The following is a 12915-nucleotide window of genomic DNA, read 5'->3' as shown; positions in this document are numbered from 1 at the left end:
TGTGCCAGCACCCCGTGGTCAGTCAGTGAGGAACCCACCATGAAGAAGCTCAAGATCCGGAGACGGAGTGCACTGGCCGTCGGGCTGACCATCGGCCTGGCCGGCGGCATCGCCACGGTCGCCGGTGCGGCCATCCCCGGCGCCGACAAGGTCATCAGGAGTTGCTACGACCCGAGGTCGGCGTACGTCCGGGTCATCGACACCGAGGCCGGACAGACCTGCACGACCGCGGAGAAACCCCTCAACTGGAATCAGACCGGACCGCAAGGTCCCGCCGGACCCACCGGCTTGACGGGCCCCGCCGGGCCGAAGGGTGCCACCGGACCCACCGGCGCCACCGGAGCGCAGGGGCCTGCTGGTCCCGCTGGTCCCGCCGGTCCCGCCGGTCCCGCCGGCGGGTACCAAAGGGTCAGTCGCGGTGAAGGATGTGCCGGTACCTGCACCAGCGAGTGGTACAACACCTACCTCGAGGCCTGGGCCGGCTGCCCCTACGGCATGACGCTGGTCGGCGGTGGGTTCGAGATGAAGCCTGGCAGGTACAGCAACGGAAAGGTCTATCCGGTCGAGGTCCAGAAGAACGCACCGTACCCGGGCTACGACTACTGGGTCGTCGGCGTCACCGTCCCGCAGCAGCTCACGTTCATGGACCTCAAGGTCTACGCGATGTGCGTCGCCAAGTAGCCGCGTAGCCCGGCGCACCCGGAAAACGCAAGGACCGCCTCCCCTTGTCGGAAGACGGTCCTTGTTCGGTGGAGCTGAGGGGATTCGAACCCCTGACCCCCTGCATGCCATGCAGGTGCGCTACCAGCTGCGCCACAGCCCCAAACTCAGTTTCCCCGCCGGAGCGGATCAACCTGCGGAATACTAACCAACCCTGCCCGAGGAGGTGAAATCGGGGTCAGAGGTTGTACGCCGCCAGCGCCCAGTCGCCCGTGGTGCGCTGCTCCAGGACAACTCGTCCGCAGTTGCCGAGGGCCCGGAGATCGCGCGCGAACGCCAGCGGCCAGCCGAGGAAGGCCACCAGTCCCGTTCGGGTCGCCGCACCGTGGGACACCGCGACTCCGGTCTCCCCCGGCCCCAGCGCGGCGGCCAGGTCGCGGATCGCGGAGGTGAAGCGAGCCGAGACCTCGGCGGGCGATTCCGCGCCCGGGATCTCCTCCCAGTCACCGCGCCGGAAGCGCTCGAAAGCGGCCTCGTCCTGCGCGAGGAGCTCGGCGTGGGACTGGCCCTGGTACTCCCCCAGGCGGAACTCCCTCAGCCGGGCGTCGTACGACGGCACGAGGCCGGCTTCCTTGGCGACCTCGTCGGCGGTCATCCGGGCCCGGGCGAGGTCGCTGGACCACACCAGGGCAGGCTCCATCGCCGCGATCAACGGTGCGACCGAACGGGCCTGCCCGACCCCGACGTCATCGAGCTCGACATCGAGCTGTCCCTGGATGCGGTGTTCGGCGTTCCACGCCGTCCGGCCGTGCCGGAGCAGGACGATCCGACGTGCGTCGCTCATTCCGAAGGTGCGTTGATCTCGGCCGGGAGCTCGATGACCGGGCAGTCGCGCCACAGGCGCTCGAGGGCGTAGAACTCGCGCTCCTCGCTGTGCTGGACGTGGATCACGATCTCGCCGAAGTCGAGGAGCACCCAGCGGCCGTCGCGGTGGCCCTCACGGCGGATCGGCTTCGAGCCGAGCTCACGCAGCTTGTCCTCGATCTCCTCGACGATGGCGCGGACCTGGCGGTCGTTGGCGCCGGAGGCGAGCAGGAAGGCGTCGGTGATGGCGAGCTGCTCGCTGACGTCGAAGGCGAGCTGGTTGGTCGCGAGCTTCTCGGCAGCAGCGAGCGAGGCTGCGCGGATGAGCTCGACGGCGTGGTCGGTGGCGGTCATGTGTCTCCGGACTGATCGTGAAGGGTGTCGCTGTCTGACACGGGGCGGGGATAGAGCCCGTGCTTGGTGATGTATTGCACGACGCCGTCAGGCACGAGGTACCAGACGGGCTGGCCCCTTCGTTGCCTCTCGCGGCAGTCGGTCGAGGAGATCGCCAGTGCGGGGATCTCCACCATGGTGACGCGCTCGGGCGGAATCTTTGCCAACGTCGCGGGATCCATCTCTGCACCCGGGCGGGTACAGCCGACGAAATGGGCCAGTTCGAAGAGCTCCTCGGCGTCGCGCCAGCTGAAGATGTCGGTCAGCGCGTCGGACCCGGTGATGAAGTAGAGATCGGCTTCCGGGCGCTCCTTGCGGAGGTCGCGCAGCGTGTCGATCGTGTACGTCGGCCCCTTGCGGTCGATGTCGACGCGGCTCACCGTGAACCGCGGGTTCGCGGCCGTGGCGATCACCGTCATCAGGTAGCGGTGCTCGGCCGGCGACACTGCGCGGTCGGCCTTCTGCCACGGCTGGCCCGTCGGGACGAAGACGACCTCGTCGAGGTCGAACCAGCCCTGGACCTCCGACGCAGCCACGAGGTGGCCGTGGTGGACGGGGTCGAAGGTGCCGCCCATCACCCCCAGGCGGATGCGCCGTCCGGGGTCCGAGGCCGACACCGGGCGGTCAGCTGTGTTCGCGGCCGCCGCCGAAGGCGACCAGGCCGATCAGCAGGAGCAGCAGGAGGGCAAGGACGCCACCACCGATGAACCACGGGTTGACGGCGGGCTCGCCGTGCTCCTCGGCGGCACTGGCGACGGCGAGAGCGAGGGTGCTGATCTGGCTGAGCATGGCCGGATCCTATCGAATGTCCCCGGCGGCAGCGTGGCGGGCGGTCTCGAGACGGTTGCTGCGCAACCTCCTCGACCAACGGGCGGTTCAGTGCAGGGCGAAGTCGACGCCCAGGAAGAGCAACGTGAACCGGATCGTGCGACCGACGAAGACGGTCGGGACGAACGCCCACATCGGCATCTTGAGCAGCCCGCCGACCGCGGCCATGACCAGCAACGGCGGGATCCCGACCGAGGCTGCCACGAACATCACGCCGATGGCGTACCAGGGGCGCCCCTGCATCCGGGCGACCCACTTCTCGTACCCGGCCTTCACCTTCGGCGAGGACAGCTTCTTCTGGGCCCAGGCCGAGTCGGCCCCGCGGCGGGCCGCTTCGTACCAGACCACCTTGCCGACAGTCGCGCCCGCGCCGGCCGCGATGCCCAGGGCGATCGCGGTCGCCGTACCACCGTCGGCAGCACCGGCGCCGACGATGTAGACCTCCATCGGGAGGAAGGGGAGCAGGGCCGAGGCAATGCTGAAGGCAAACGTCGTCAGCCACAGGATCATGCCGGCCCCCGCATCACTGGTCCGGGGCCTGCTCGCGCGCGGGGACCGGAATCCCCAGCTTCAGCAACCAGCCCAGCGAGACGCACTTCAGGACCAGGAGTCCCACCGCGATCACGATGCCGAGCCACACCCAGCCGGTCACCAGCAGGATCACCGCGAAGGCGCCGGAGTTGGCCGCCTTGCCGATCCGCGACCAGTTCCAGAGGTAGATCCGGCGGTCGACGACGTGGAAGTAGTTGGGGCTGCGGATCGGCCACGCGAGGAACGCCAGCGAGAGGTACATGTCGATGACCATGAACTCGAACAGGTAGATCGCGATCGGGATCCCGATCCACGTCATGGGTTCGTCACTGAGGTAGCCGCTCGGTTCGAGCCAGATCAGCCCGACGTACAGCGCGCCGCAGCTCAGCCGGTCGCACATCATGTCGACGACCGCGCCCATCCGGGTCTCGCAGTCGAACCACCGCGCCCATTCGCCGTCGATGCTGTCGCCGACCCAGTAGACGACGAGTCCCACGACGATCAGGGTGAGGCTTTCGTCGTACGCCGCCCAGACCGCGATGGCCAGGGTGATGGCCGTACGGATGAACGTGATGATCGTGGCTCCGGTGAAGAGCCGTTCGACGGACGGATCCGCATAGATCCGGTCCGGGGAGCCTGCCATGTCGCGAAACCTACCGCGCGCCCGAAGAACGCCCGACGACACACCCCCAGTAGTTCCCGGGATTCATCGACCGTCCACCTCCGTTGCCTAGCGTCGCAAGCGTGATCTGGATGGCTGTCGCCTTCGCGCTCGCGAGCGCCGTGACCACGTCGCTGTCGACCTCGAACCAGCACCTGGCCACCGGAAAGGCACCCACCGGCACCGGCGCAGCAGGCCTGATGCGCTTCCTCGTACGACGTCCCGAATGGCTCCTCGCGCTGGCGCTGGGGCCGGTCGGCTTCACGTTCCACGTGCTGGCACTCGACAACGGACCGATCGCCCTCGTGCAGCCGATCGCCATCATGGGCATCGTCTTCGCGGTACCGGTTCGGGCGGCCCTCGCGCGCACCTGGCCGGCCCGCGCCGAGCTCGGTGCCGTGGCGGTCACGGCACTGGCCATCGCCGCGCTGCTCCTCGCGTCCGACGTCCGCCCGGCCCCCAGCGGGCCCGACCCGTTCACCCTGCTGGTGGCGTCGTGCGCGTGCGGGATGGCCGCTCTCGCAGCCGTGGCGGTCGCCGGGGCACTCGCCCAGCCTGTGGCGCGTGCCTTCGCCCTGGGCTGTGCGTCAGGGGTTCTCTTCGGCCTGATGGCGGTGTTGATCGAGGCCTGCCAGCTGCACCGCGACGAGCACGGCTGGGTCGGACTGGCCACCACGTGGCTCCCCTATGCCCTCGGGGCGTCCGGGCTCGGCGGCATCTGCGTCAACCAGCTCGCGTACCGCTCAGCCCGCCTGTCCGCCTCGATGCCGGTCCTGAACGTCGTGAACTGCCTGCTCACCCTCGGGTTCGCCCACGTCGTCCTCCGCGAGGTGCCCCACCACACCCCCGGGTCTGCCCTGGTGTCGATCGCCGCGCTGCTGGCGATGGCGTGGGGGTTGTGGCGACTGGCCCGCCTCGAGGAACTAGCGGACGTGGCCGTCGCCGATGACGACGTACTTGGTCGACGTCATCTCGGGCAACCCCATCGGACCGCGCGCGTGTAGCTTCTGCGTGCTGATGCCGATCTCGGCACCGAATCCGAACTCGCCGCCGTCGGTGAACCGGGTGGAGGCGTTGACCAGGACGGCTGCGGAGTCCACCTCCGCCACGAACCGGCGTGCCGCACCCTGGTCCTCGGTGACGATCGCGTCGGTGTGACCGCTGGACCAGGTGTGGATGTGCTCGAGTGCCGCCTCCAGGTCGGGTACGACGCGCGCGGCGATGTCGAGCGAGAGGTACTCGGTGGCCCAGTCGTCTTCGGTGGCCGGGACGACGTCGTCATGCTCCGAGAACGCGTCGTCGCCGTGCAGGACGACCCCGGCGTCCTGGAGCGCTGCGACCACGCGGGGCAGGAACTCGGCGGCCGCGGACTCGTGGACGAGCAGGGACTCGGCCGCGTTGCAGACGCTGGTGCGATGGGTCTTGGAGTTGAGGACGATCGACAGTGCCTTCTCGAGGTCGGCTGCCGCGTCGACGTACACGTGGCAGTTGCCGACGCCCGTCTCGATGACCGGCACCGTCGACTCGTTGACGACCGACTGGATCAGGCCCGCTCCCCCGCGAGGGATGAGCACGTCGACCAGGCCACGCGCCCGCATCAACGTCTTGACGCTGTCATGCGTGTCGCCGGGGACCAGCTGGATGACGTCGGGGGCCAGGCCGGAGGCCTCGACCGCGTCACGGAGCACGGCCACGATGGCGGCATTGCTCGAGCGGGCCGAGGAGCTCCCCCGCAGCAGCACGGCGTTCCCGGACTTCAGGCAGATGCCGGCCGCGTCGGCGGTGACATTGGGGCGGGCTTCGTAGATCATCCCGACCACGCCGAACGGCACCCGGACCTGGCGCAGCTCGAGGCCGTTGGCGAGCACGCCGCCGCGCACCACCTCGCCGACCGGGTCGGCGAGGCCCGCGACGTCGCGCAGGCCCTGGGCCATGTCCGCGAGGCGCCCCTCGGTCAACCGGAGCCGGTCGATGATGTTGGCGGGCGTGCCACCCTCCTCGGCGCGCGTGACGTCGTCGTCGTTGGCCGCGAGGATCTCGCCGGACCGGGCCAGCAGCGCATCGGCCATGGCCTGGAGCGTGGCGTCCTTGGCGGACCGGGTGGCGAGCGCCAGCCCCCGGCTGGCGACGCGCGAACGTTGGGCGACGCTGATGAATTCGGAAGTACTGCTCACCCAACCGAGCGTAGTTCCTGGGACGCCGTCACGCGGACGACGTCTCAGGCCCTATCGCTGTGTCAGGTCAGGCGCAGGGACGGCGCTTCGGCTCGATACCGGTCCGGTGGGTGACGTTGCGGTTGTCCCACATCGCGCGCCAACGCAGGTTGTAGGTCCTGAGCACGAGCGGGTCGTGGATCTCGTAGGTGACCTCGTCGCTGCCCAGCGCGGGCGCCGACCAGTTCTCCGAACCGGTGAAGACGACCTTCGTGGCCCGGCCCTTGTAGGTGCCGTCGACCGTCAGCACCTTCAGGTGGGAGTAGCACCGCGTTCCGTAGACCTGCTTCTCGCCGCCGGTCGAGAGCTTCATCCCGAAGTCCCAGTCGGCAGCCTTCACGCTGATGCCGGAGCCCTTGAGGATCCGGACGACTTCCTTGCTGATGACCGAACCGATCACCGCGACGACGCATCCCTCACGCTTGCGAGCAGCCACGGACTTGGCGATCCGCACGCCCCGCGTGCCGTACCAGGCATACATCGCGATGCGGACCACGGTCTTGCCGCTGGCGCCGAAGCCCGGCTTGGTCCGGCAGTGGATCTGACGGACGCGGTCGAGCGCCAGGTCACCGGAGCTCGTGAACCGCACGCTCTCGCGAGGAGCCGCGAAGCGCTGGTAGTACACACCGAGGGTCTCGGTGCGGTACGTCATGCGCCGGGGCGACACGGCCCGGTCGAACTTCAGCTGGTTGAAGATCGCCAGGAAGCTCCGGTAGAGGTCGTGGTTGCCGTAGACGGTGTAGGCGTCGTTCCACTGTCCGCGCACCGCGCCGCCGCTGAGGTTGGCCGAGCTGTTGATGACCACACTGGTGGCCGCGCCTGCCCGGCTGAAGGTGTAGGTCTTCATGTGCATGTTGCCGCCGCGCGAACCGTTGCGGCACGCGTTCCTGCAGATGATCAGGAAGCTGTTGGCCCGCGGGTTCTTGCCCAGCTTGGCCTGCAAGCCCTTCTCGACCGGACCGATGAGGTTCGCGTTGACGACGATCTGGACGTTGACGCCGCGGTCCTTCGCTGCCTTGAGCAGGGTGGCCGTGTCGGAGCGGTCGATGTTGTACGACGCGAACCGGATCGTCGCACCGGGCGGCGTGTTGCGGATTCCGTCGTGGACCCGCTTCAGGATCGCCGTACGGCCCTCGTAGGTGCCGTTCGGGGTGTTGAAGACCGGGCCGACGGGCGGGAGCCACGTGGGAACCGTGGCGGCCGTCGTGGAGGCGACGGACGCCTCGGGCGCGGCGCTGGCGCCCGCCACCTGCCCCGAGCCCGTGAGCAGGCCGAGCACCAGGAGGGAAGCTGCAGCAACGATCTTCATGAAGAGAACCCTAACCGAGAAGTTTTGCAGTCGTGGTCATACGAGGCCATACAAATAGCCATACAAGGAGCCGTTCAAACCGAAGGACGCCGCACCAAAGTACGACGTCCTCCGGCTGAAGAGAAACTGTCAGCCCTTGCGCTTCACGATCTCGGCGGTCACGGCGGGCAGCACGGAGTGCAGGTCCCCCACGACACCGAAGTCGACGAGCTCGAAGATCGGGGCTTCCTCGTCCTTGTTCACGGCGATGATCGTCTTCGACGTCTGCATGCCGGCGCGGTGCTGGATGGCACCGGAGATGCCGTTCGCGACGTACAGCTGCGGCGAGACGACCTTGCCGGTCTGGCCGACCTGGAAGGCGTGCGGCTTCCAGCCGGAGTCGACCGCGGCACGCGAGGCACCCACGGCTGCACCCAGAGCGTCAGCGAGACCCTCGACCGCGGTGAAGTCACCGCCGGTGCCACGACCACCGGAGACCACGATCGCGGCCTCGGTGAGCTCGGGACGACCGGTGGCCTGACGCGGCTGCGAGGCCACGATCTGCGCGGTCTTGGCGCCATCGGAGATCGTCGCAGCGAACTGCTCGACGGCCCCGGCGCCGGCACCCTCTTCCGGAGCGGCAGCGTTGGGCTTGACCGCGATGATCGGGGTGCCCTTGACGACCTTGGCGTCGACCGTGAAGTTGCCGGCGAAGACGGACTGGGTCGTGACGATGTCGCTGCCGTTGACCTGGACGTCCACGGCGTCGGTGATCAGGCCCGAGGAGAGCTTGATCGCCAGGCGACCGGCGATCTCCTTGCCCTCGGCCGAGGCCGGGACCAGGATCGCGGCGGGCGAGGCGGCAGCAGCGATCTGCTCGAGCACCTCGGCCTTGGGGGCCACGAGGTAGCCCTTGATCTCCGCGTCGTCGACGACGTAGACCTTGTCGGCGCCGTACGCCTTGACGGCGTCAGCAGCGGCGGCAGCCTTGTCGGCACCACCGATGAAGACGGCGGACGGGGACCCGATCCGCTTGGCGATCGCCAGCAGCTCGTAGGTGGGCTTCTTGACAGCACCGTCGACGTGGTCGACGAGAACGAGAACTTCAGACATGGCTCAGGCTCCTCAGATGAACTTCTTGGACGCAAGGAACTCGACCAGCGCCGTGGCGCCCGATCCGTCCTCGTCCTTGACGATCTCGCCGGCGGTGCGCGCCGGGCGTTCGGTCACGGTCTCGACCTTGGTCCAGGCAGCGTCGATGCCGACCTCGGAAGCGTCCACGCCGATGTCGGCGAGGGTGAGTGCCTCGAGGGGCTTCTTCTTCGCGGCCATGATGCCCTTGAACGACGGGTAGCGCGCCTCGCCCGACTGGTCGGTGACCGACAGGACCAGCGGCAGCGTGCCGCCGATGACCTCGGTCGCGGAGTCACCGTCACGCTTGATGCGGACCTGGTCGCCCTGCGACTCGACCACGGCAGCGAGGGTCACCTGCGGGAGACCGAGACGCTCGGCCAGCATCGCCGGCACCACGCTCAGGCCACCGTCGGTCGACGCGAGGCCACCGACGATGAGCTCCGGGACACCGATCTTCTCGATCGCCTTGGCGAGCACGAGCGAGGTGGCGATGGCGTCCGAGCCGGCGATGGCGTCGTCCTGCACGTGGACGGCCTTGTCGGCGCCCATCTGCAGCGCCTTGCGCACGGCGGCCTCGGCGGCGGCGGGACCGACGGTCAGCGCGGTGACGGTGATCTCCTCGTCGGGGCGCTTCTCCTTGATCTGGAGAGCCTGCTCGACGGCGTACTCGTCGAGCTCCGAGAGGAGACCGTCGACGCCGACGCGGTCAACAGTGTTGTCCGCCTCGAACTTCCGGTCGCCCGTGGCGTCGGGAACGTACTTCACAAGAACGACAATGTTGGAGAGAGTCATGGTTGTGGCCGGACCGGCCCCTTCCTGTGCAACGAGCCCCGCGCCGTAGTTGGCGCAGGGAACAACTGTGTGGTCCTCTTCAGGACAGCGTTCGGCAGGCTACCGTCCGGTTCGCCACCGCGGAAACCGCATCTCAGTGGACTACCTCACAGTCCCTGGCCGAACAGGCTGGTTCAGGGCCGGATGACCCTCTCGAGAAGCCGGCCGATGACGAGGTAGACGACAGCGGCGATGCCGTAGTTGAACAGCGCTGTCTTGACGTCGTCGTTCTTGCCAGTGAACTCCTTGACCGGGTTGTCCAGGTCGAAGAAGCCGAGGTCGAAGGTGTTGGCGAGGTCCCGAACGATCTTCACCAGGTCGTTGTTGGCGTTGGCCTCCAGCGCGAAGGTGAAGGCGGCGGCGGCGAGGATCAGCGCCAGGGTGACGCAGACCCCCCAGATCACCCGTGCGCCGAGGTCCCGCCAGCGCGCCACGGCCAACGCGTGGCTCGACGGACCCGGGTCGACTTTCGCCGCCCCGGACTCCTCGATGTTGTCCGCCACGTTGCTCACCGACCTTCGAAGGTGGCCTTGCCCGGCCCGTTCTCGATGAAGGACTGCATGCCCGTCCTGCTGTCCTCGGTGGCGAACACCGACGAGAAGTGCTGGCGCTCGATCTGCAGGCCGGTCTCGAGGTCGGCCTCGAGTCCGCGGTCGACGGACTCCTTGATCGCCCGGAGGGCGTACGGCGCCGCGGTCGCGAAGCGGGCGGCCCAGGCGACGGCTTCGGTGTAGACGTCGGCGGCCGGGACCACCCGGTCGACCAGGCCGATCGCGAGGGCCTCCTCGGCCTTGACGAAACGGCCGCTGTAGAGCAGGTCCTTGGCGCGGCTGGGGCCGACGAGGCGCGGCAGGCGCTGGGTGCCACCGGCGCCCGGGATGATCCCGAGCAGGACCTCGGGCTGGCCGAGGACCGCGTTGTCGGCAGCGAAGCGGAGGTCAGCGGCGAGCGCGAGCTCGCAACCACCACCGAGGGCGTAGCCGTTCACTGCCGCGACGACCGGCTTCGGGATCCGCGCGATCGCGTTGACGGCGCCCTGGAGCGCCTCGACCCGGTCGACCATGTCCGTGTAGGACATCGTCGACATCTCCTTGACGTCGTTGCCTGCGGCGAAGACCCTCTCGCCGCCCCAGACCACCACGGCGCGCACATCGGCACGCCCGGCGGCCTCGGCGGCTGCGTCGCGCAGCTCGTCCTGGACCTGGATGCTGATGGCGTTCATCGCCTTGGGGCGGTCGAGCCGGATCGTGCCGACGCCGTCGGCAACTTCCAGGCGCACGAACTCGCTGGTCATCTGCTCCCTCTCGTGTGGTGACGCTCCTGCTGGGGCTCCCCTCCGCATTGTGCCGCTCCTCACCCCCTCGGTGTACAGAACCCCCGGGACTTGAACACATTGACGGCACAATGACGGCGTGACTCCCGGCCTCTGGCGATCCCTCGATGAACGTGCTGCGGTGTGGCCCGGTCGCAACTGGCCGCTCGGTGCGACCTGGTCGCCCGAGTCGACCAACTTCGCGGTCTACTCCCCCAACGCGACCGGCATGTGGCTCTGCCTGCTCGACGACGCGCCCGGCGACGGCGAGCAACGCTTCGCGCTGACCGAGCAGTCCCTGGGCATCTGGCACGGCGCGTTGCCCGAGATCGCACCGGGCACCCGCTACGGCTATCGCGCCGAGGGACCCGCCGACGAGACCGAAGGCATGCGGTTCGACCCCGCCACCCTGCTGCTCGACCCGTACGGCCTGGCCGTGTCCGGCAGCGCGGGCAACGCCAGCAGTGTCGTGGTCGACCCGTCCTTCGACTGGTCCGACGACAACCCGATTCGTCGGCGCTGGCTCGACTCGGTCATCTACGAGCTCCATGTCAAGGGGTTCACGCAGCTGCACGACCGGATCCCCGAGGAGCTGCGCGGCACGTACGCCGGCCTCGGCCATCCCGTCGTCACCGACTACCTGCGCGACCTCGGGGTCACGGCGGTCGAGCTGCTCCCGGTCCACCAGTTCTTCTCGGAGCCGGCACTCGTCGAGCGGGGAACCGTCAACTACTGGGGTTACAACCCGGTCAGCTACTTCGCCCCCGACGCCGGCTACTCCGCCTCCGGCGACCGCGGGCAACAGGTCACCGAGTTCAAGCAGATGGTCAAGGACCTGCACGCGGCCGGCATCGAGGTGATCCTCGACGTCGTCTACAACCACACCGCCGAAGCCGGGCCCGACGGGCCGACCTACTCCTTCCGGGGGCTGGACGACCGTGGCTTCTACCGTCGGGTCCCTCCCGTCGACGGCGTGTACGACGACACGTACTGGGACGTGACCGGCTGCGGAAACACGGTGAACTCGGAGGATCCGCTGGCGCTGCGGCTGATCCTCGACTCGCTGCGGTACTGGGTGAGCGAGATGCACGTCGACGGCTTCCGGTTCGACCTGATGTCGGCGATCACCCGCACCGCCGGGCCCGACGCGATCCGCGTCGACATGGCGTGCAAGCTGCTCATCGCCATCGGCCAGGACCCCGTGCTGCGGCACGTGAAGCTGATCGCCGAGCCGTGGGACGTGTCGATGGACGGGTACCTCGTCGGCGGGATGCCGCCGCCGTGGGTGGAGTGGAACGACCAGTTCCGCGACACGATCCGCGACTTCTGGCGCGGCCAGACCCAGGGCTCGCACGCCGTCGCCACCCGACTGGCCGGCTCGTCGGACCTGTACGCCGACGACGGCCGGTCGGCGTACAACTCGGTCAACTTCGTGACGGCCCACGACGGCTTCACCGTGCGCGACCTGGTCTCCTACGACACCAAGCACAACGAGGCCAACGGCGAGGACAACCGCGACGGCACCGACAACAACCGCTCGTGGAACCACGGCGTCGAGGGCGAGACGGACGACCCGGAGATCGTGGCGCTACGGCGACGTCAGGCCGCGAACCTGATGGCCACGCTGTGCCTGTCCAACGGCGTGCCCATGCTGACGGCCGGCGACGAACGTGGCCGCACGCAGGGCGGCAACAACAACGCGTACTGCCAGGACAACGAGATCTCGTGGATCGACTGGCAGGCCGACAACGCCTGGCTCGACGTCTACGAGGTGACCCGGACCGCCCTCCAGCTGCGCCGTGAGCACCCGGCGCTGCGGCAACGGCACTGGTTCGAGGGGCGCCCGACGATCATCGGCGGCCCCAAGGACCTCGCCTGGCTGCACCCGTCAGGACGCGAGATGACCGACCAGGACTGGTACGACGCCGACCTCGACACGATCGGGATGTTCGTGTCCGGCAAGCCGCTGCGCTCCCCCGGCCCGCGCGGCGAACAGCAGATCGACACGTCGTTCCTGCTGTGGTTCCACGCCGGCGCCGAGCCGATCACGGTCTTCCTGCCCGACAACGACTGGGTGCGCGCCGGCGCCATCGTCCTCTCCACCGACACCGGCCTGCCTGCCGGGACGAAGCTCGTCGTCGGCGAGGAGCTGGTGATCGGGCCGCGGAGCGTGGTGGTCATGCAGGAGACGGAGGCCTGA

At 68.7% G+C, this 12915-nt stretch carries 15 protein-coding genes and 1 tRNA gene; 3 read left to right on the top strand and 13 right to left on the bottom strand.

The window, feature by feature from the left end:
• The first annotated feature begins 39 nt into the window (after positions 1 to 39).
• Entirely contained in the window at positions 40 to 681 is a 642-nt protein-coding gene (locus ACOACQ_RS11005) for a hypothetical protein (RefSeq protein WP_378605241.1), read from the top strand.
• Positions 682 to 750: 69 nt separating this feature from the next.
• Here the strand turns inward: ACOACQ_RS11005 and ACOACQ_RS11000 are convergent.
• The 7 genes from ACOACQ_RS11000 to ACOACQ_RS10970 all read right to left on the bottom strand — a co-directional run bounded on the left by ACOACQ_RS11000 (position 751) and on the right by ACOACQ_RS10970 (position 3919).
• Positions 751 to 823: transfer RNA gene (locus ACOACQ_RS11000), tRNA-Ala, on the bottom strand.
• A 75-nt stretch (positions 824 to 898) separates the two neighbouring features.
• Complete coding sequence (locus tag ACOACQ_RS10995) at positions 899 to 1504, bottom strand: histidine phosphatase family protein (protein ID WP_420288295.1); 606 nt, start codon at positions 1502 to 1504, stop codon at positions 899 to 901.
• Positions 1501 to 1878, bottom strand: coding sequence for a ribosome silencing factor (gene rsfS, locus ACOACQ_RS10990; RefSeq protein WP_378605236.1), 378 nt, complete (start codon positions 1876 to 1878; stop codon positions 1501 to 1503). Before rsfS ends, ACOACQ_RS10995 begins: the two co-directional genes overlap by 4 nt.
• Positions 1875 to 2534 carry a nicotinate-nucleotide adenylyltransferase gene (nadD, locus tag ACOACQ_RS10985; RefSeq protein WP_378605234.1) on the bottom strand — a complete coding sequence of 220 codons (660 nt, stop codon included), beginning with the start codon at positions 2532 to 2534 and terminating at the stop codon, positions 1875 to 1877. The genes rsfS and nadD overlap by 4 nt, the downstream gene beginning before the upstream one ends.
• A gap of 7 nt (positions 2535 to 2541) precedes the next feature.
• Positions 2542 to 2706, bottom strand: coding sequence for a hypothetical protein (locus ACOACQ_RS10980; RefSeq protein ID WP_378605232.1), 165 nt, complete (start codon positions 2704 to 2706; stop codon positions 2542 to 2544).
• Between the two features lie 87 nt (positions 2707 to 2793).
• Positions 2794 to 3255 carry a hypothetical protein gene (locus ACOACQ_RS10975; RefSeq protein ID WP_378605230.1) on the bottom strand — a complete coding sequence of 154 codons (462 nt, stop codon included), beginning with the start codon at positions 3253 to 3255 and terminating at the stop codon, positions 2794 to 2796.
• A 13-nt stretch (positions 3256 to 3268) separates the two neighbouring features.
• Positions 3269 to 3919, bottom strand: coding sequence for a CDP-alcohol phosphatidyltransferase family protein (locus ACOACQ_RS10970; protein WP_378605228.1), 651 nt, complete (start codon positions 3917 to 3919; stop codon positions 3269 to 3271).
• A gap of 110 nt (positions 3920 to 4029) precedes the next feature.
• Between ACOACQ_RS10970 and ACOACQ_RS10965 the strand changes: the two genes are divergently transcribed.
• A complete protein-coding gene (locus ACOACQ_RS10965) occupies positions 4030 to 4941 on the top strand; it encodes a DMT family transporter (RefSeq protein ID WP_420288326.1) in 912 nt (303 codons plus the stop codon).
• Here ACOACQ_RS10965 and ACOACQ_RS10960 read toward each other — a convergent pair.
• The 6 genes from ACOACQ_RS10960 to ACOACQ_RS10935 form a co-directional block, all read right to left on the bottom strand.
• Positions 4861 to 6111 carry a glutamate-5-semialdehyde dehydrogenase gene (locus ACOACQ_RS10960; protein WP_420288294.1) on the bottom strand — a complete coding sequence of 417 codons (1251 nt, stop codon included), beginning with the start codon at positions 6109 to 6111 and terminating at the stop codon, positions 4861 to 4863. The genes ACOACQ_RS10965 and ACOACQ_RS10960 overlap by 81 nt on opposite strands.
• 67 nt (positions 6112 to 6178) lie before the next feature.
• Entirely contained in the window at positions 6179 to 7459 is a 1281-nt protein-coding gene (locus tag ACOACQ_RS10955; protein WP_420288293.1) for a phospholipase D-like domain-containing protein, read from the bottom strand.
• Between the two features lie 129 nt (positions 7460 to 7588).
• Positions 7589 to 8551, bottom strand: a complete 963-nt coding sequence (locus tag ACOACQ_RS10950) for an electron transfer flavoprotein subunit alpha/FixB family protein (protein WP_420288292.1) — start codon at positions 8549 to 8551, stop codon at positions 7589 to 7591.
• A gap of 12 nt (positions 8552 to 8563) precedes the next feature.
• Entirely contained in the window at positions 8564 to 9364 is an 801-nt protein-coding gene (locus ACOACQ_RS10945) for an electron transfer flavoprotein subunit beta/FixA family protein (RefSeq protein ID WP_378605219.1), read from the bottom strand.
• Positions 9365 to 9537: 173 nt separating this feature from the next.
• Positions 9538 to 9915, bottom strand: coding sequence for a hypothetical protein (locus ACOACQ_RS10940; protein ID WP_420288291.1), 378 nt, complete (start codon positions 9913 to 9915; stop codon positions 9538 to 9540).
• Complete coding sequence (locus tag ACOACQ_RS10935) at positions 9912 to 10697, bottom strand: enoyl-CoA hydratase/isomerase family protein (protein ID WP_420288290.1); 786 nt, start codon at positions 10695 to 10697, stop codon at positions 9912 to 9914. The genes ACOACQ_RS10940 and ACOACQ_RS10935 overlap by 4 nt, the downstream gene beginning before the upstream one ends.
• Positions 10698 to 10815: 118 nt before the next feature.
• Between ACOACQ_RS10935 and glgX the strand changes: the two genes are divergently transcribed.
• Complete coding sequence (gene glgX, locus ACOACQ_RS10930; RefSeq protein ID WP_420288289.1) at positions 10816 to 12915, top strand: glycogen debranching protein GlgX; 2100 nt, start codon at positions 10816 to 10818, stop codon at positions 12913 to 12915.

The sequence above is a fragment of the Nocardioides sp. CPCC 206347 genome (assembly GCF_048654605.1).
GTDB lineage: Bacteria > Actinomycetota > Actinomycetes > Propionibacteriales > Nocardioidaceae > Nocardioides.
The sequence above is the reverse complement of the archived record's forward strand: the minus strand, read 5'-3'. Positions and strand labels throughout refer to the sequence as shown.

Bases quoted from the DNA above. Each gene is read 5' to 3' on its own strand.
- ACOACQ_RS11005 (WP_378605241.1), top strand. From the start codon at position 40: ATGAAGAAGCTCAAGATCCGGAGACGGAGTGCACTGGCCGTCGGGCTG.
- ACOACQ_RS10995 (WP_420288295.1), bottom strand. From the start codon at position 1,504: ATGAGCGACGCACGTCGGATCGTCCTGCTCCGGCACGGCCGGACGGCG.
- rsfS (WP_378605236.1), bottom strand. From the start codon at position 1,878: ATGACCGCCACCGACCACGCCGTCGAGCTCATCCGCGCAGCCTCGCTC.
- ACOACQ_RS10980 (WP_378605232.1), bottom strand. From the start codon at position 2,706: ATGCTCAGCCAGATCAGCACCCTCGCTCTCGCCGTCGCCAGTGCCGCC.
- ACOACQ_RS10975 (WP_378605230.1), bottom strand. From the start codon at position 3,255: ATGATCCTGTGGCTGACGACGTTTGCCTTCAGCATTGCCTCGGCCCTG.
- ACOACQ_RS10970 (WP_378605228.1), bottom strand. From the start codon at position 3,919: ATGGCAGGCTCCCCGGACCGGATCTATGCGGATCCGTCCGTCGAACGG.
- ACOACQ_RS10965 (WP_420288326.1), top strand. From the start codon at position 4,030: ATGGCTGTCGCCTTCGCGCTCGCGAGCGCCGTGACCACGTCGCTGTCG.
- ACOACQ_RS10955 (WP_420288293.1), bottom strand. From the start codon at position 7,459: ATGAAGATCGTTGCTGCAGCTTCCCTCCTGGTGCTCGGCCTGCTCACG.
- ACOACQ_RS10950 (WP_420288292.1), bottom strand. From the start codon at position 8,551: ATGTCTGAAGTTCTCGTTCTCGTCGACCACGTCGACGGTGCTGTCAAG.
- ACOACQ_RS10945 (WP_378605219.1), bottom strand. From the start codon at position 9,364: ATGACTCTCTCCAACATTGTCGTTCTTGTGAAGTACGTTCCCGACGCC.
- ACOACQ_RS10935 (WP_420288290.1), bottom strand. From the start codon at position 10,697: ATGACCAGCGAGTTCGTGCGCCTGGAAGTTGCCGACGGCGTCGGCACG.